Annotated in this window: 15 protein-coding genes and 1 pseudogene; 10 read left to right on the top strand and 6 right to left on the bottom strand. The window is 72.1% G+C overall.

The features are described 5' to 3' along the window. The gene (locus tag O5O46_RS30380; RefSeq protein ID WP_269858842.1) at positions 1–1,590 is read right to left on the bottom strand and encodes an acyl-CoA carboxylase subunit beta; all 1,590 of its coding nucleotides are present in this window, start codon (positions 1,588–1,590) and stop codon (positions 1–3) included. 235 nt (positions 1,591–1,825) lie between these two features. Next, positions 1,826–2,602, bottom strand: coding sequence for a dimethylargininase (gene ddaH / locus O5O46_RS30375; protein WP_269858841.1), 777 nt, complete (start codon positions 2,600–2,602; stop codon positions 1,826–1,828). A 32-nt stretch (positions 2,603–2,634) separates the two neighbouring features. Here ddaH and O5O46_RS30370 point away from each other — a divergent pair. The 3 genes and pseudogenes from O5O46_RS30370 to O5O46_RS30360 all read left to right on the top strand — a co-directional run bounded on the left by O5O46_RS30370 (position 2,635) and on the right by O5O46_RS30360 (position 6,208). Next, a pseudogene (locus O5O46_RS30370) lies at positions 2,635–4,273 on the top strand (ABC-F family ATP-binding cassette domain-containing protein). 87 nt (positions 4,274–4,360) lie between these two features. Further along, positions 4,361–5,128, top strand: coding sequence for a TSUP family transporter (locus O5O46_RS30365; RefSeq protein WP_269858840.1), 768 nt, complete (start codon positions 4,361–4,363; stop codon positions 5,126–5,128). A 171-nt stretch (positions 5,129–5,299) separates the two neighbouring features. Then, on the top strand, positions 5,300–6,208 hold the full coding sequence (locus O5O46_RS30360; protein WP_269858839.1) for a DMT family transporter: 909 nt from the start codon (positions 5,300–5,302) through the stop codon (positions 6,206–6,208). A gap of 39 nt (positions 6,209–6,247) precedes the next feature. On the opposite strand, the gene O5O46_RS30355 is transcribed toward O5O46_RS30360, so the two are convergent. From O5O46_RS30355 to O5O46_RS30345, 3 genes are all read right to left on the bottom strand, one after another. Beyond that, positions 6,248–7,756: a hypothetical protein gene (locus O5O46_RS30355; RefSeq protein WP_269858838.1), complete on the bottom strand. Its 1,509-nt coding sequence runs from the start codon at positions 7,754–7,756 to the stop codon at positions 6,248–6,250. Between the two features lie 87 nt (positions 7,757–7,843). Then, complete coding sequence (locus tag O5O46_RS30350) at positions 7,844–8,704, bottom strand: SCO6745 family protein (protein WP_269858837.1); 861 nt, start codon at positions 8,702–8,704, stop codon at positions 7,844–7,846. A gap of 9 nt (positions 8,705–8,713) precedes the next feature. Continuing rightward, positions 8,714–9,550 carry an enoyl-CoA hydratase/isomerase family protein gene (locus O5O46_RS30345; RefSeq protein WP_269858836.1) on the bottom strand — a complete coding sequence of 279 codons (837 nt, stop codon included), beginning with the start codon at positions 9,548–9,550 and terminating at the stop codon, positions 8,714–8,716. 344 nt (positions 9,551–9,894) lie between these two features. On the opposite strand from O5O46_RS30345, the gene O5O46_RS30340 reads away from it, so the two are divergent. Beyond that, complete coding sequence (locus O5O46_RS30340; protein WP_269858835.1) at positions 9,895–10,371, top strand: ATP-binding protein; 477 nt, start codon at positions 9,895–9,897, stop codon at positions 10,369–10,371. Between the two features lie 21 nt (positions 10,372–10,392). Here the strand turns inward: O5O46_RS30340 and idi are convergent, their stop codons facing one another. Then, on the bottom strand, positions 10,393–11,022 hold the full coding sequence (gene idi / locus O5O46_RS30335; protein WP_269858834.1) for an isopentenyl-diphosphate Delta-isomerase: 630 nt from the start codon (positions 11,020–11,022) through the stop codon (positions 10,393–10,395). A 372-nt stretch (positions 11,023–11,394) separates the two neighbouring features. Between idi and O5O46_RS30330 the strand changes: the two genes are divergently transcribed. The 6 genes from O5O46_RS30330 to O5O46_RS30305 form a co-directional block, all read left to right on the top strand. After that, positions 11,395–13,167: a DUF5941 domain-containing protein gene (locus O5O46_RS30330; protein ID WP_269858905.1), complete on the top strand. Its 1,773-nt coding sequence runs from the start codon at positions 11,395–11,397 to the stop codon at positions 13,165–13,167. Next, positions 13,164–13,919, top strand: a complete 756-nt coding sequence (locus O5O46_RS30325; RefSeq protein WP_269858833.1) for a phosphocholine cytidylyltransferase family protein — start codon at positions 13,164–13,166, stop codon at positions 13,917–13,919. Before O5O46_RS30330 ends, O5O46_RS30325 begins: the two co-directional genes overlap by 4 nt. Further along, positions 13,907–14,968 carry an iron-containing alcohol dehydrogenase family protein gene (locus O5O46_RS30320; RefSeq protein ID WP_269858832.1) on the top strand — a complete coding sequence of 354 codons (1,062 nt, stop codon included), beginning with the start codon at positions 13,907–13,909 and terminating at the stop codon, positions 14,966–14,968. Before O5O46_RS30325 ends, O5O46_RS30320 begins: the two co-directional genes overlap by 13 nt. Continuing rightward, positions 14,946–15,725 (top strand): CDP-alcohol phosphatidyltransferase family protein, encoded by a 780-nt coding sequence (locus tag O5O46_RS30315; RefSeq protein WP_269858831.1) that lies wholly within the window; start codon positions 14,946–14,948, stop codon positions 15,723–15,725. Before O5O46_RS30320 ends, O5O46_RS30315 begins: the two co-directional genes overlap by 23 nt. Continuing rightward, complete coding sequence (locus O5O46_RS30310; protein ID WP_269858830.1) at positions 15,722–16,612, top strand: glycosyltransferase family 2 protein; 891 nt, start codon at positions 15,722–15,724, stop codon at positions 16,610–16,612. The genes O5O46_RS30315 and O5O46_RS30310 overlap by 4 nt, the downstream gene beginning before the upstream one ends. 79 nt (positions 16,613–16,691) lie before the next feature. Next, positions 16,692–17,564, top strand: an 873-nt coding sequence (locus O5O46_RS30305; protein ID WP_269858829.1) for an ABC transporter permease, incomplete at its 3' end; no start/stop codon positions are given.

Here is a 17,564-nt window from a genome sequence, read left to right as displayed (position 1 = left end):
CTACATCCGGAAGACGCCGAATCCGCCGCGCGCCCCTTCGACGGGCGCGCTGTGGATGGCAGAAAGGCACAGGCCGAGCACCGTGCGGGTGTCCCGCGGGTCGATCACACCGTCGTCGTGGAGCCGTCCGGACAGGAACATCGGCAGTGACTCCGACTCGATCTGCCGCTCCACCGCCTCGCGCAGCGCGGCGTCGGCCTCCTCGTCGTACGGCCTGCCCTGCGCCGCCGCCGACTGGCGGGCGACGATGGACAGCACTCCGGCGAGCTGCGCGGGACCCATCACCGCCGACTTGGCGCTCGGCCAGGCGAACAGGAAGCGCGGCTGGTACGCCCGGCCGCACATGCCGTAGTGGCCCGCGCCGTAACTCGCGCCCATCAGCACGGAGATGTGCGGGACCCTGGAGTTCGCCACCGCGTTGATCATCATCGCGCCGTGCTTGATGATGCCGCCCTGCTCGTACTCCCTGCCCACCATGTAGCCGGTGGTGTTGTGCAGGAACAGCAGCGGGATGTCGCGCTGGTTGGCCAGTTGGATGAACTGCGCCGCCTTCTGCGACTCGGCGCTGAACAGCACGCCCCGCGCGTTGGCCAGTACGCCCACCGGATAGCCGTGCAGTTCGGCCCAACCGGTCGCCAGGCTCGGCCCGTAGAGCGGCTTGAACTCGTCGAACGCCGAGTCGTCCACCACCCTCGCGATCACCTCGCGCGGGTCGAACGGGACACGCAGGTCGCCGGGCACGATGCCCAGCAGTTCCTCCTCGTCGTGGCGCGGCGGCAGCGGGTCGGGGCGCGGTGCGGGCCCCGACTTGCGCCAGCACAGCCGGGCGACGACCCGTCGGGCGGTGCGCAGCGCGTCGGGTTCGTCCACCGCGAAGTAGTCGGCGAGGCCGGAGGAACGGGCGTGCATCTCGGCGCCGCCGAGCGACTCGTCGTCGCTCTCCTCACCGGTGGCCATCTTCACCAGCGGCGGCCCGCCGAGGAAGACCTTGGAACGCTCCTTCACCATGATCACGTGGTCGGACATTCCCGGTATGTACGCCCCGCCCGCGGTGGAGTTGCCGAACACCACGGCCACGGTGGGGATTCCGGCGGCGGACAACCGGGTCAGGTCCCGGAACAGCGCGCCACCGGGGACGAAGATCTCCTTCTGGCTGGGCAGGTCGGCGCCGCCGGACTCGACCAGGCTGACCAGCGGAAGCCGGTTGGCGAACGCGATCTCGTTGGCGCGCAGCGCCTTCTTGAGCGTCCAGGGGTTGCTCGCGCCGCCGCGTACCGTGGGGTCGTTGGCGGTGATCACGCACTCGGTGCCCTCGATCACGCCGATGCCGGTGACCATGGAGGCACCCACCGGGTAGTCGCTGCCCCAGGCGGCGAGCGGGGAGAGTTCGAGGAACGGTGTGTCCGGGTCGAGCAGCAGCTCGATCCGCTCGCGGGCCAGCAGTCTGCCGCGTGCTCGGTGCCGGTCCACGTACTTCTGGCCGCCTCCGGCGATGGCTTTGGCGTGTTCGGCGTCCAGTTCGGCGAGGCGTGCGAGGGCGGTCTCGCGGTTCGCCAGGTATTCGGGCCCGGCGAGGAGCGTATTGGCCATGCGGGCCTCCCAGTTGACGTGGTGTCAGTTCGGGTCTGGCTGCGCCACGGGAGAAGGCTGGCACCGGGACAGGGAACAATCAAGCGTGCTTGCATGGTTTTTCGCCTTCCGGCCGGGATGCCGGGGCTGAGTCGGCCCGACACCGAGAAAGCCCGCCGCGTCGGTGCGTGACCACGACGGTGGAGCCCGGCGGGGCCGCACTCGCAGCGACCTCCCGCCCACCACCCGGCAGGCGTCAGCCGTACAACTCGCGCACACGAACCGAGAGGCAGGTGACGCAGCCCTCGCGCTTCTCGAACTCCGTGAGGTCGACCGGGACCGGGGTGTAGCCGAGAGCGGCCAGCAGCTCGGCCGTCTTCGGGGCGGAAGCCGACATCAGCAGCCGGTCGGCGCCCAGCAGGACGACATGCGCCCCGGCCTCCTCCGGCACCGGCAGGAAGTGCGGGAACACCGACGGATCGTCCACCAGCGGCGGATGGCCGATCACCGTACCGTCCGGCAGCGCGGTCACCGCCGACTTGAGGTGCAGCACCCTGCTGACCGGCACGGCCACCACTCGGGCGCCCAGTGGCGCGAACGCGGCGCGCAGTTGCCGTACTCCGGCCGCGTTGGTGCGGCCACCGCGGCCCACGTACACCGTGTCACCGATCTTGAGCACATCGCCGCCGTCCAGGGTTCCCGGTTCACGGACGTGGTTGATGGACATCCCGAGGCCGGACGCCGCCCGCTCGGCCGCCTCGGTCTCCGGTCTGCGGGACTGCGCCCCCGGGCGGCCGATCAGCGCGACGTTGCGGAAGACGACCATGGTGTCCTCGACGAACACCCCGTCCGGGCACTCGTCGGCGGCAGCGACCTCGACGGTCTGCCAGCCGTGCGCCCGCAGGGTCTCGACATAGCCCTCCCACTGCCGCAGGGCCAGCGCCGCGTCGACCGGTTCGGGTGCGATGTGGGTGACCAGACCCTCCGCGAGGCGCGGGCTGGGGCGGCGGACGAGGGCCTTCTTACTGGGCACGGCACATACCTCCAGCTAGGATTTACTCCCTTATGAGTGCCACTCTCGTCGCCAAGGGCCTCGCCGCAGGACACGGCGACCGCATCCTGTTCTCCGGTCTGGAACTCGTCGTCGCACCCGGTGATGTCATCGGGCTCGTCGGGGCCAACGGCGCCGGGAAGTCCACGCTACTGCGGCTGCTCGCCGGTCTCGACGCCCCGGAGCAGGGAACGTTGCGGCTCAGCCCGCCCGCGGCGGTGGTCGGTCATCTGCCGCAGGAGCCGGAGCGCAGGTCCGACGAGACGGTACGGGCCTTCCTCGCCCGCCGCACCGGTGTGGCCGCCGTCCAGCGTGAACTCGACACCGCCACCGAGGCCCTGGTCGACGGAGCGCCGGGCGCCGACGACGCGTACGCCACCGCACTGGAGCGCTGGCTGTCGCTCGGCGCGGCCGACCTGGAGGACCGCGCGGAGACGGTCGCCGCCGACCTCGGCCTGACCGTCGACCTCGACCAGCCGATGGCCTCGCTCTCCGGTGGCCAGGGCCGCGCGTGCCGGTCTCGCCTCGCTGCTGCTCAGCCGGTACGACGTCTTCCTGCTGGACGAGCCCACCAACGACCTCGACCTGGACGGCCTCGACCGGTTGGAGGCCTTCGTCACCGGACTGCGTGCCGGAACCGTCGTGGTCAGCCACGACCGCGAGTTCCTCACCCGCACCGTGAACCGCGTGGTGGAACTCGACCTCGCCCAGCAGCAGGTGAACGTCTACGGCGGCGGCTACGAGGCGTACCTGGAGGAGCGCGCGGTCGCCCGGCGGCACGCCCGCGAGGAGTACGAGGAGTACGCGCAGAACCGGTCCGACCTGCTGGCCCGGGCCCGTATGCAGCGCGCCTGGATGGAGAAGGGCGTGAAGAACGCCCGCCGCAGGTCCACCGACCACGACAAGATCGGCCGCAACGCCCGGGTGGAGACCACCGAGAAGCAGGCCGCCAAGGCCCGGCAGACCGAGCGCCTCATCGAGCGGCTCGAAGTGGTCGAGGAACCGCGCAAGGAGTGGGAGCTGCGGATGAGCATCGCCGCCGCACCCCGCGCCGGAGCGGTGGTGGCCACCCTGCGCGGCGCCGAAGTACGGCGCGGAACCTTCCAGTTGGGGCCGGTGGACCTCCAGGTCGACTGGGCGGACCGGATCGCGATCACCGGTGCCAACGGCTCCGGCAAGTCCACCCTGCTCGGCGCCCTGCTCGGCCGGATCCCGCTGACCGCGGGCGCGGCCTCGCTCGGGCCCGGCGTGGTGGTCGGCGAGGTGGACCAGGCCCGGGGGCTTTTCTACGGAGATGAGGCTCTCCTGGACGCCTTCGGCGCCGTCGTGCCGGAGATGCCCGCGGCCGAAGTCCGCACGCTTCTGGCCAAGTTCGGACTGAAGGCCGACCATGTGCTGCGCCCGGCCGCCACCTTGTCGCCGGGGGAGCGGACCCGGGCGGCGCTGGCCCTGCTCCAGGGCCGCGGCGTGAACCTGCTGGTGCTCGACGAGCCCACCAACCACCTTGACCTGCCCGCCATCGAGCAGTTGGAGTCCGCGCTGGCCTCCTACGACGGCACGCTGCTGCTGGTCACCCACGACCGCCGGATGCTCGGCGCGGTGCGTACCAACCGGCGGATCGAGGTGGCGGACGGCAAGGTCGTCGAGGCCTGAGCGGCGGGCCACCCGCACCCCGGGGCGGCTCAACCGCCGGCTGCCGCGTCCGGCATGATCGGTGGCCTGGACGAAGGGTGGGGACCGATGACCGCGCTGGACGCCTTGCAACTGATACCCGTCGCCGTCGCCGCCGGTTGGATCGACGCCGTGGTGGGCGGCGGCGGTCTGCTGCAACTCCCGGCCATGCTGGTGGCGTTCCCCACCCTGCCCACCGCGACCGTGCTCGGCACCAACAAGGCGGTGGCGATAACCGGCACCACCTCGGCCACCATCACCTTCCTGCGCAAAACCGACGTCAACTGGAGATTCGTCGGGCTGGCGGCGGCGGTCGCACTGCCCGCGGCGTCCGCTGGCGCACTGGTGGCCACCGCGCTGCCCAGCGGTGTGTTCCGCCCGGTGATCATGGCGGCGCTGCTGACCGTCGGCGCGTTCGTCACCCTGCGCCCCGACTTCGGCCGCACCCACGCGCCGGTACGGCTCAGCCGCTCCCGCGCGGCGCTCGCGGCCGCGCTCAGCGGTGCCGGCATCGGCTTCTACGACGGGGTGATCGGCTCCGGTACCGGCACCTTCCTCATCATCACCTTCCTGCTGGTGCTCGGCGCCGACTTCGTGCACGGCTCGGCCATGGCCAAGGTGGTGAACGTCGGCACCAACCTCGGCGCGCTCATCGTCTTCGTGGTCCAGGGGCACGTGCTGTGGCTGCTGGCCGCCGGCATGGCCGTCGGCAACGTGACGGGTGGCGCGCTCGGGGCGCGGATGGCGCTCAAGCGGGGCGCCTCGTTCGTCCGGTACGCGCTGCTCGTGGTCGTCGTGCTGCTGGTCGCCAAGCTCGGCTATGACCAGTGGCACTGACCCCTCGTGACCGCGTCGCGGGTGAACCTCGGCTGAGGGCGGTGGCGGGAGACGGTCGCTGACCCCGGCGCCGGGCGCTATCGTCGGCACTGCGGAGACCGCACAGCCGTTGTACGAAGGCAGGCGCCCAGGCGGCGCCCGAAGTCGGTTCGAGCCGGAGAGGGTAACGTCGTGGTCGTATTCCTACTCGGGCTCAGCGCCGCCTGCTGCCTCGGCTTCGGCTTCGTGCTCCAGCAAAGAGCCGCGCAACGCGCTCCACTCTCCGACTTCCTGTCCTTCCGGCTGCTGCTCGACCTGATGCGGATGCCCGAGTGGGTCATCGGCATCGTGGCGATGGTCGCCGGAATGGTCCTGGGGGCGCTCGCGTTGGCGCACGGCGAGATCTCCCTGGTGGAGCCGCTCACCGCGACCAACCTCCTGTTCGCCATGGGCCTGTCCAGATGGCTCTCCGGCCAGCCGCTGGGCTGGAGCGGCTGGGCCGGGGTGGCGTTGCTGGCGCTCGGCGTGACGTCGTTCATCGTGGCCGGCCGCCCGTCCGGGGACGGCCAGCTCGCCGGGCCGCTGCGGCACTGGGTGCTGTTCGGCACCTTCGTGGGCCTGGCGATGCTGCTGACCGGGCTCGCCAAGCGGCTGAGGCCCACCCTGGAGGCCACCGTGCTGGCACTGGCCGCGGGGCTGCTCTACGGGTTGCAGGACGCGCTCACCCGGATCTCGGGGCAGTTCGTCAGGAGCGACGGGGTCGCGGTGCTGTTCGTCCACTGGCAGCCGTACGTGATCGTGGCGCTCGGGCTGACCGGGTTGCTGCTGGTGCAAAGCGCGTTCGAGACCGCGCCGCTGCGGTCCTCGCTGCCCGCGCTGACCGCGGCGCAGCCGCTCGCCGGTATCGCCTGCGGGGTGGGGTTCCTGGGCGACCGGCTGCGGGTGACGCCCGGTGCGCTCGCCTGGCAGGCGTCCGGGCTGCTGGCCATCGTGATCGGCATCGTGCTCCTCGGGCGCCATCCGGCGATGCCGGAAGGTCCCTGCGCGGTGCGTGATCCGCATCCCGCGGACCACGCCGCCCGTGCCCCGGTCGAGGGGTGACCTGGGGGCGAAGACCCCAAGCTCCCAGCGGGTTCGGGGTCAGCGCAACCCGGTCGGCGGTACGTACGCGGACCAACCGGTGACCGCGGCGGAGCCGGTGAGCGCGCGCCGCTGCCAACCGGGGGCGTACGAGGGGGCGGAGCCCCCGGGCGGGACCAGGATCGCCACCGCGCGGGACCGGGCCGCGCGGACCACCTCCGGGCCGGAGGCCTGCGACGCGTCACTGCGCAGGTTGGAGCGCAGCGACGACGCGCAGCCCGCGTCGTAGGCGATGGGCTGCGTGTCACCGGCGACCAGGCAGGGCGGCCGTACCCCGATCCGCCGCAGGGCGTCGGCCAGCGCCCGGTACTCGCCGACGTTCCGCTCGGCGGAACCGATCTGCCGCCGCAGGATCTCCCCCTGCACGTACCAGTGCCCGACGAGCAGCGCACCGGCGAGCACGGCGGCCACGATCCGCGGCGGCGTCGGCGAACTGCGCACCCACCGCGCCCCCGCCGCCAGCAGCCCGGCGACCGGCAGCGCCAGCAGCGCATACGCCGGCAGCAGGAACCGGGGCGCCGCGTACGGGATCAGGAACAGATACGAAGCCGTGAGCGACAGCGCGCACACCACCGGCAGCAGCGCGCCGGCCAGCCGTCCGGCCCGCGCCGCCACCACGACGCCGACCACCGCGAGCAGCGGCAGCGCGGGCCACCAGGCGATGTGCGCCACCGGCGGGTATCCGACGTCGCACGGGCGGCACAGCAGCGGACCGTCCGCGCTGCGCAGCGCGTTTCCGACGTTCCAGGACAAGCCCAGTCCGCCCTCTATCGCGTCGGAGTCCGCCAGCCGCTCCCAGACCCCGCCGAACCGCGCGTACGCCTCGGCGATCCACTCGGCCAGCCCGGCCGCCAGCCCCACGACGATCGCCGCCGCGACCCGCCACCGGCGCCAGGCCCTGACCAGCAGCACCCCCGCGAGCAGCGGCAGTGCCAGCCACACCCCGTCCGGGGCGCGCACCAGCGTGGGCCAGCCCACCGCCACCGCGAGCCCCACCAGGTACCGCCGTCGCGGCCCCTCCCGCACCGCGAGCAGGAAGAAGCCGGTGGCGGCCACCGCGCCGAAGGCCACCCACAGGTTCGGCATCATCTGCGACCCGTACTCGACGGTGACCCACAGCCCCGCGAACAGCAGCGCCGCCAGCGCCGAGGTGCCGGGCCCGACGATCCGCCGCCACACCGCGAACGCGCCGAACAGCGCCAGCCCGGAGAGCACCGCGAGGAAGGTGCGCAGCACCAGTGGATCGGAGGTGAAGGCCGCCACCGGCGCGCCGAGCAGGGTCACCCCGCGGGACCGCGGCGCGCTGAAGAAGGCGGCCGGGGAGCGCGGGTCGACCTGCGAGAAGTAGATCGACTCGTCCCAGGCGAGCGAGCGGCCGGGCGCCGCGAACACCAGCTGCGCGACGGTGTACAGCGCGGCGACGACCGCCAGTCGCGGATCACGGCGGACGCGGGCGACCGCTGATCCGGCCGTTCGGGCGCCTATCGCTGCTGTCCCGGCGAGTGTCATCGGCATCTCCTGGTCGGTGCGCTCGCAGCATTTTCGCTGACCCACCCCATCACACAAGGGCCGCGACCGCTGACGGGAGCCCGGCCGCTACTTGCCCATGTGCTTGACCGGCAGCGCGTTGGCCGCCAGCACCGCCTTGGTGAACGGCGCGACCAGCTCGGTCAGCCGCTCGGCGTACTCCGCGCCCAGGTGCCGGTAGGGGGCGAAGCCCAGACGGTCGGTGTCGTCCTCGATGGTGCGCCGCAGTTCCACACCGGCTTCGGTGAGTTCGCCCGCCGGGTCCAGCAGCCCGCGCTCCCGCAGCCGCTCCTCGGCCGCCGACCACTCCTGGGCCGACCAGCCGCGGGTTGCCTGGGAGAAGTAGCGGGTGAAGCCCTTGCCGGTGGCGGTGTGCGACACCAGGGCCTCCAGGCCGTCGAGTTCGGCCTCGGAGAGCGCGATCAGATGCCCGTCACCACGGTGTTCGCGCAGCAGTGTGGCGGCGTGCCACAGCGCCAGGTGGGGGGCGTCGGGCACCGGCAGGTCGGCGTTGGCCGAGTACAGCGGGCGGCCGGGGCGGCCGCAGGCCTCGGTGGCCCGTAGCGCGAGTTCGGCGGCCTCGGTCAACTGCCGGGAGCCGATGGCCTCCGGGCCGAGCAGCCGCCGCAGGTAGGCGTCGGTGATGCGCAGCCGGGCCTCCAGCACGGCCCGCGGCGACGCGGCGTGCCAGGCGCGCGGGATGTGCCGGGCGACCAGGTCGGGGTGGAAGTTGTAGAACGTCGCGGTGACCGTGCCCGCACCGACGGCGCCCAGTGGCGCGGCCCGCCCGGCGAAGTACGCCATCGACCCGCGTTCCAGTCCGAGCGCGGCCAGCTCGTCATCGTGCTCTGGCGCGAAGTAGAAGGCCGAGTGCAGCGGGTTGAGGGCGTTGTAGCAACGCCGTGACGCGCGCAGGGTGAGAGTCGTCATGGCGTCACGTTACCCGTCGGTAGAACCGTTGCCGGGGTGTCCTCGCCGCGGCGGGCGGGCGGTATGGGCGGTCTCGACCGTCCAGGTGAACTTCGGCACCCGGCGTTCCAGGAAGGCGGCCACCCCCTCGGTGCGGTCCGCGCTGTCCCGCGCCTGCTCCGCCCAGTGCGCCAGCCGGCCGGGATCCGCGGCGCCGGACGCGCCCAGCGCCATCGCGGTGAACTCCTTGGCCGCCGCCTGGGTGAGCTGGGAGCGTGCGGCCAGGATCCCGGTGAACTCGGCGACCCGTGCGTCCAGCTTCCCGTCGGCGAGCAGTTCGTCCACCAGCCCGGTGCGCAGCGCCCGTTCACCGTCGATCAACTCGGCCGAGAACAGCAGGTACTTGGCGGCGGCCGGGCCGACCAGGCCGACCAGCCTGCGGGTGGACGACGCCGGATAGACGATGCCGAGCTTGGCGGGTGTCACCCCGAACCGGGCCCCCCGCGCCGCGAACCGCAGATCGCAGGCGGCGGCCAGTTGGCAGCCGCCGCCCACGCAGAACCCGCGGATCGCCGCGATCGTCGGCTTGGGGAAGGCCGCCAGCGCCTCCTCCGCGACCACCGCCGGTGCGCCGGGGTCCGGCTGGCCGCGCAGCGCCTCGATGTCGGCGCCCGCGCAGAACGTCCCGCCCGCGCCGGTGAGTACCAGTGCCCGTACCGAGGGGTCGGCGGCCAGTTGGTCGAGCAACTCCGGCAACTGCCGCCACATGTCCGGGGTCATGGCGTTCCGCTTGGCCGGATTGCTGATGGTGATGGTCGCGGTGGCGGCGCCGTCGGCATGGTCGAGCGAGAGGCCGGGCTCTGCCATGCGGCTTCCTCCAGTCGGGGTGCGGGGGTCCGTCCGGGCTGTCCGGCCGGTGGTCCGATTCGGGCGATCCTAATGTCTGCCTCTCGGACAACCCCCCGAAATTAGCGAGCAAAAGCCGCAAGACCGCTCTGGCCGCCCACTGTAGACGGTCTGAATCGGTCAAGACCCGTCGAGACACGCTGACTTGTGGTCAGCGCAACGGCAAGCGCCTTGTGGCCCCAACACTCTTCACATATGAGGCGGTTCCCGTCGCCCCGGCAAGTGGGGACAGGGCGGGACTGCGGGGTACGTCAGCGAGGGCTGGTGCTGTCATGACGGTCTGCGGGAGAACCCCGCCCGAACCCATGCCCCCGGAGACCGCGCGAGCGGTTCCGGGCGCGGAGCGGGTCGCCCCCTGCCCCTACGAGGGCACCTGGCGGTTCACCGCACCGGCCCTGGACTCCTCGGTACCGCAGGTGCGGCACGCGGTGCGCGACCTGCTCGCCCGGCAGGGCGTCCCCGTCGCGGCCGAGACCGTGGACGGTCTGCTGCTGATCGTCTCCGAACTGGTCACCAACGCGGTACGGCACGCCGCCGTGCTCTCCCCGCAGATCACCGTGGAGATCGCGGTGGGGCCGCAGTGGGTGAGGGTCGGCGTGGCCGACAACCACCCGTACCGCCCCAAGGCGTTGGAGGCGGACTACGCCAAGACCGGCGGCCGGGGCCTGCTGCTGGTGAAGGCGATCACCGACGAGGCGGGAGGTGTCTGTGACGTCGAACACACCCCGGCGGGCGGGAAGGTGGTCTGGGCGGCCCTCCCGCTGACGATGCCGCTGCTGTGACGTCGGCGGCCCACCGGCCCGTCACCAGCCCGCCGACGGGCCGGTCAGCTCCCGTACCGCGGGCAGCGCGGCGTCCAGCACGGTGCCGAACCACGCGGACAGCGTGGTCCCCTCCCGCAGTTCGGCGAGGCCGTCCGGGGTGACGAACGCGGTGTCGCACACCTCTTCCGGATCGGGCCGCGGCTCGGCCCGGACCAGGCCCACGAACAGGTGGTTGTACTCCTGCTCCACCAGGCCCGAGGCCGGGTCGGGGTGGTTGTAGCGCACCGTTCCCGCCTCGCGCAGCAGCACGGGCGCGAGGCCCAGTTCCTCGGCGGTGCGCCGGGTGGCGGCGACGAACGGCTGCTCGCCCGGGTACGGGTGGCCGCAGCATGTGTTGGACCACACACCGGGCGAGTGGTACTTGCCGAGCGCGCGCCGCTGCATCAGCAGCCGGCCCTCGTCGTCGAAGAGGAAGACCGAGAACGCCCGGTGCAGCCTGCCCGGCGCCAGATGCGCGGACAGCTTCTCCGCGGTGCCGATGGTCACACCGCCCTCGTCGACCAGCTCCAGCAGGATCGGTGCGGAGCTGCCGTTGGACGACGGCCCGGCGGACGACGGACCTGTGCTCGCTGGGTCGCCGGGCCGGCCGGTGGCGGGACTGATCGGCATGGCCATCCTTCGCTCTTGACGCTCATGACGTACGAGATGCCTAAGTCTGCCGCACACCACCGCACCCCCGCCGGTCGATCACCTGGCGCACCGGCGGTTTGTCGTCACACCCGACCCTCGCCCATGCTGGAGTGTCTGCTGTGCCGCCCGCCCGGGCGACCAGCCCGGTCCAGGGCCGCGCCGAGGCCGCCACCGGGGGGCAGTGAACGTGCGGTGAACGGTGCCTTCCGGGGATCCGATAGCCTCAGCCGTCGAACCCGCCCCGCGAACTGCCGTGGCGGGACGCAGGCGCGTCCGGAATCCGGGCGCCACGAGGTGCAGCAGCCACGCGGGACCTTGCCGTCGCCTTGACCCATCAGGGAGTGAGTTCGTCTGTCGACCGCCATCCTCACCGGTCCGCCGGTCGCGGACTCGACCGTGGAGGACGATCTGCGCCTCCTCGGCTTCGACGTGGTCGCCGCGGACAGCCCGGCCGAGCTCGCCGGACACCTCAAGGCCGCACCCGCCGGGACCAGGGTCGCCGTGGTCGACCGCCGCTTCATCGGACACCGGCACGCGCTGCGGCTGGCCCTGACCGACCCGCGCTTCACGGCGGGGGCCGTCCCCGGCGCGCTCGGCGTCAGCCCCGCCGGCCGTGACCGGCTGTGCCTCGCCGCCGACGGCCTGGCCACCCCCGACGAACTGGCCGCCGCACTGGACACCGCCGGCGTGCCGGTACACCGGCCGGAGCTGGGCGTACTGACCGCCGCGGTGCCCGCCGACGAGGCGGCGCGCGCCGAGGCCCGCGACGCCGTGGCGGCCGTCGATGACGAGGAGGTACGGCTGCGCACCGCCGTGAAGTCGCGCGACGGCTTCTTCACGACGTTCTGCGTCAGCCCGTACTCGCGCTACCTGGCCCGCTGGTGCGCCCGGCGCGGCCTCACCCCGAACCAGGTGACCACCGCCTCGCTGCTGGTCGCGCTGATCGCCGCCGGTTGCGCGGCCACCGGAACCCGGGCCGGGTTCGTCGCGGCGGGCGTGCTGCTGCTGGCCTCCTTCTTCCTGGACTGCACCGACGGCCAGCTGGCCCGCTACTCCCTGCAGTACTCCACCCTCGGCGCCTGGCTGGACGCCACCTTCGACCGGGCCAAGGAGTACGCCTACTACGCGGGCCTGGCGCTCGGCGCGGCCCGGGCGGGCGACGACGTGTGGGCGCTGGCCCTCGGCGCGATGGTGCTGCAGACCTGCCGCCATGTCGTGGACTTCTCCTTCAACGAGTCCAACCACGACGCCACCGCCAACACCAGCCCCACCGCTTCCCTCTCCGACCGGCTGGACGGCGTGGGCTGGACGGTGTGGGTGCGCCGGATGATCGTGCTGCCGATCGGCGAGCGGTGGGCGCTGATCGCGGTGCTGACCGCGGCCACCACGCCGCGGGTGGTCTTCTACGCGCTGCTCGTCGGCTGCTCCTTCGCCGCCTGCTACACCACCGCGGGCCGGGTGCTGCGCTCGGTCACCCGCAAGGCGCGGCGCACCGACCGGGCTGCACAGGCGCTGGCGGATCTGGCGGACTCCGGGCCGGTGGCGGAGCTGGCGGCGCGCGTGCTGCCGTCCTTCGCGGCGCCGGTGACCGCGGGCGTCGGCGGCGCCGCCGCACTGGCGACCGCCCTGCTCACCCCGTACGGCACCTGGTGGCCGGTGCTCGGGGCGGGTGTGTACTGCCTGACCTCGGCGGTGGCGGTCGCGGCACCGCTGAAGGGCGCGCTGGACTGGCTGGTCCCGCCGATCCTGCGCGCCACCGAGTACACCGTGATCCTGGCGCTCGCCGCGCGCTCCGGCGTGCCCGGCGCGCTTCCAGCGGCGTTCGGGCTGGTGGCGGCCGTCGCCTACCATCACTACGACACGGTGTACCGCATCCGCGGCGGCACCGGTGCGCCTCCCCGGGCCCTGGTCCGCGCGACCGGCGGCCATGAGGGCAGGCTGCTGGTGATCACCGTGGCCTCAGCCCTGCTCGCGCACACCACAGCTTTGAAAACGGCAGCTTGGCCCACGGCGGTAGCAGTACTGGCCGGATACCTGGCGCTGGTGGTGCTCACCGAGTCCATCCGTTTCTGGGTCTCGGCCGGTGCACCCGCGGTACACGACGAAACAGGAGAACCCACATGATCGGCCTCGTGCTGGCGGCCGGCGCCGGACGGCGTCTTCGCCCCTACACCGACACCCTGCCGAAGGCCCTGGTCCCCGTAGGCCGCCCCGGTGGGGCGGAGGCTGCCACCACGGTCCTCGACCTGACCCTGGGCAACTTCGCCGAGGTCGGTCTGACCGACGCGGCCGTCGTGATCGGCTACCGCGGCGAGGCCGTCATCGAGCGCCAGGCGGAGCTGGAGAAGAAGTACGGCGTCAAGCTGCACCTGGTGCACAACGACAAGGCCGAGGAGTGGAACAACGCCTACTCCCTGTGGTGCGCCCGTGACGTGCTCACCGAGGGCGTGATCCTGGCCAACGGCGACACCGTCCACCCCGCCTCCGTGGAGCGCACCCTGCTGTCCGCCCGCGGCAACGGCCAGCGGATCATCCTGGCCCTCGACACGGTCAAGCAGCTCGCCGACGAGGAGATGAAGGTCGTCACCGCCGACGGCAAGGGCGTGCGGCGGATCACCAAGCTGATGGACCCGGCCGAGGCCACCGGTGAGTACATCGGCGTCACCCTCATCGAGCCCGAGGCCGCCGCGGCGCTCGCGGACGCGCTGAAGGCGACCTACGAGCGCGACCCGCAGCTGTACTACGAGGACGGCTACCAGGAGCTGGTCAACCGCGGCTTCCAGGTCGACACCGCCGCCATCGGCGAGGTCTCCTGGGTCGAGATCGACAACCACGACGACCTCAAGCGGGCCCGGGAGATCGCGTGCCTGTACTGACCCGGCTGATCCCCTCGCCGGTCGTCGTCGACATCAACGGCGGAGCGCTGGACGACCTGGCCGGCCTCCTCGCCGACCAGCGCGTCTCCAGCTCGGGCAAGCTCGCGGTCGCCATCAGCGGCGGCTCCGGCCAGAAGCTGCGGGAGCGGCTCGCCCCCGAACTGCCGGGCGCCGACTGGTACTCGGTGGCGGGCGGCTCGCTGGACTCCGCCGTCAAGCTGGCCGACGCCATGCGCGGCAAGCGGTACGACGCGGTGGTCGGGCTCGGCGGCGGCAAGGTGATCGACGTGGCCAAGTACGCGGCCGCGCGGGTCGGGCTGCCCCTGGTGGCGGTGGCGACCAACCTGTCGCACGACGGCATCTGCTCGCCGGTGTCCACCCTGGACAACGACAACGGCCGCGGCTCCTACGGCGTCCCGCAGCCGATCGCGCTCGTCATCGACCTCGACGTGATCCGGCAGACCCCGGCTCGCTTCGTGCGCTCCGGCATCGGCGACGCGGTCTCCAACCTGTCCGCCCTCGCGGACTGGGAGCTGTCGCACCGCGAGACCGCCGAGCCCATCGACGGCCTGGCCGCCGCGATGGCCCGCAGCGCCGGCGAGTCGGTGCTGCGGCATCCCGGCACCATCACCGACGACGACTTCCTGACCACGCTCGCCGAGGGCCTGGTGCTCTCAGGCATCGCCATGGCGATCAGCGGTGACACCCGCCCGTCGTCCGGCGCCTGCCACGAGATCAGCCACGCCTTCGACCTGCTGTACCCGCAGCGGGCCGCCTCCCATGGCGAACAGGTGGGCATGGGTGCGGCGTTCGCGATGTACCTGCGCGGCGCGGCCGACGAGGCCCGCAACATCGCCGACGTACTGCGGCGGCACAGCCTGCCGGTGCTCCCGGGCGAAATCGGCTTCTCCGACGCCGAGTTCGTGGCCGCGGTGGAGTACGCGCCGCAGACCCGCCCCGGGCGGTACACCATCCTGGAACACCTGGACCTCGACACCGACGCGATCAGGGATGCGTACGCGGACTATGTCAAAGCCATCGGTAGCTGAACTGCGGCCGGTCGTTCACCCCGCCGGGGTGAAGGACCGGCGCAGCGGTGAGCACTGGGCCGGGCGCATCTACATGCGGGAGATCTCGCTGCGGGTGGACCGGCACCTGGTGAACACCCGGGTCACGCCCAACCAGCTGACCTACCTGATGACCCTCTTCGGTGTCCTCGCCTGCCCCGCGCTGCTGGTGCCCGGCATTCCGGGCGCCGTGCTCGGTGTGCTGATGGCCCAGCTCTACCTGCTGCTCGACTGCGTCGACGGCGAGGTCGCCCGCTGGAAGAAGCAGTTCTCGCTCGGCGGCGTGTACCTGGACCGGGTCGGCGCCTACCTGTGCGACGCAGCGGTCCTGGTGGGCTTCGGCCTGCGCGCCGCCGACCTGTGGGGCCACGGGCGGATCGACTGGCTGTGGGCCTTTCTCGGCACCCTCGCCGCCCTCGGCGCGGTCCTGATCAAGGCCGAGACCGACCTCGTAGGCGTCGCCCGCCACCAGGGCGGGTTGCCCCCGGTCAAGGAGGCGGCGTCCGAGCCGCGTTCGTCCGGTCTGGCGCTGGCCCGCAGGGCCGCCGCGGCCCTGAAGTTCCACCGGCTCGTCCTGGGGATCGAGGCGTCCCTGCTGATCCTGGCTCTGGCGGTCGCGGACGCGATCAGGGGCGACCTGTTCTTCTCGCGGCTGGGCGTCGCCGTGCTCGCTGCCATCGCGATGCTGCAGACGGTGCTGCATCTGGTGTCCATCCTCGCGTCGAGCAGGTTGCGATGACGGGCCGCCCGGTGACCAGGCTCGGCGCGGTGGTGCTCACCATGGGCAACCGCCCCGCCGAGTTGCGCGCCCTGCTGGACTCCGTCGCCAAGCAGCGCGGTGAGCCCGTCGAGGTGGTGGTGGTGGGCAACGGCTCACCGCTTCCCGAACTCCCCGACGGGGTAAGGACCGTTGAGCTGCCGGAGAACCTGGGCATCCCGGCCGGACGCAACGTGGGCATCGAGGCGTTCGGGCCCGGCGGGTCCGAGGTCGACGCGATCCTGTTCCTGGACGACGACGGCTTCCTGCCCAACGAGGACACCGCGGAACTGGTCCGGGAGGCGTTCACCGCCGACCCGAAGCTGGGCATCCTCAGCTTCCGCATCACCGACCCGGCCACCGGCACCACCCAGCGCCGCCATGTTCCGCGGCTGCGCGCCTCGGACCCGATGCGCTCGTCCCGGGTCACCACCTTCCTGGGGGGTGCGAGCGCGGCACGCACCGAGGTCTTCCAGCAGGTCGGCGGGCTGCCCGACGAGTTCTTCTACGCCCATGAGGAGACCGACCTGGCCTGGCGGGCGCTGGACGCCGGTTGGCTGATCGACTACCGGTCCGACATGGTGCTGGAACACCCGGCGACCGCCCCGAGCCGCCATGCCGTCTACCACAGGATGGTGGCCCGCAACCGGGTCTGGCTGGCCCGGAGGAACCTTCCGGCTCCACTGGTGCCGCTGTATCTGGGAACCTGGATCCTGCTCACCGTCGCCCGGCGCCCGTCCCGGCAGGCGCTGCGGGCCTGGGTGGGCGGCTTCAAGGAGGGGTGGACCACTCCCTGTGGCCCGCGTCACACAATGAAGTGGCGTACGGTTTGGCGGCTGACCCGACTGGGACGACCACCCGTCATCTGACAAGCTCGGATGGAAACGCATCGGGCGCGGACCGGGATCCCGCCCCGGCCCGTGCACCATGAGGACGAAAGTGTCAACTGTGAGCGATACCACGCATGAGGGCGCGGTCGCCGTGAGCACCCCGCCGGTCTCGGCCGCTGACGGCGGCCTGTCACCGGCCGAGCTGGCGGCCAAGTACGGGCTGTCGGTGAGCGGTGCCCGGCCGAGCCTGCCGGATTACGTACACCAGTTGTGGGGACGTCGGCACTTCATCGTGGCGTACTCCATCGCCCGGCTGAGCGCCCAGTACACCAAGGCGCGGCTCGGCCAGATCTGGAACGTGATGACGCCGCTGCTCAACGCGGCCGTCTACTACCTGATCTTCGGTGTGCTGCTGCAGACCGACCACGGCATCGACAACTTCATCGCCTACCTGGTCACCGGCGTCTTCGTCTTCAACTTCACCCAGTCCACGGTGCTCGCCGGCACCCGGGCCATCTCCGACAACCTCGGGTTGATCCGCGCACTGCACTTCCCGCGGGCCGCGCTGCCGATCTCGGTCACCCTCATCCAGCTGCAGCAGCTGCTGTACTCGATGATCGTGCTGGTCGCCATCGTGCTGATGACCGGCGAGGTGCCGCAGTTCTCCTGGTTCCTGCTGCTGCCCGCGCTGGTGCTGCAGTCCGTCTTCAACATCGGTGTCGCGCTGTACGTGGCCCGGCTGGGCAGCAAGGTCACCGACCTCGCCCAGCTGATGCCGTTCCTGCTGCGCACCTGGATGTACGTCTCCGGCGTGTTCTACGCGATCGACAAGGTCGTCAAGCACCTGCCGACCGCGGTCGGCGTGCTGCTGGACCTGAACCCGGCCGCCGTGTACATCGACCTGATCCGCTTCGCGCTGATCGACAGCTTCACCTCCGCGCAACTGCCGCACCACGTGTGGATCGCCGCCGTGGCATGGGCCGTTGTCGCC

Source organism: Streptomyces sp. RPT161, assembly GCF_027533845.1.
GTDB classification, from domain to species: domain Bacteria; phylum Actinomycetota; class Actinomycetes; order Streptomycetales; family Streptomycetaceae; genus Streptantibioticus_A; species Streptantibioticus_A silvisoli_A.
The sequence above is the reverse complement of the archived record's forward strand: the minus strand, read 5'-3'. Positions and strand labels throughout refer to the sequence as shown.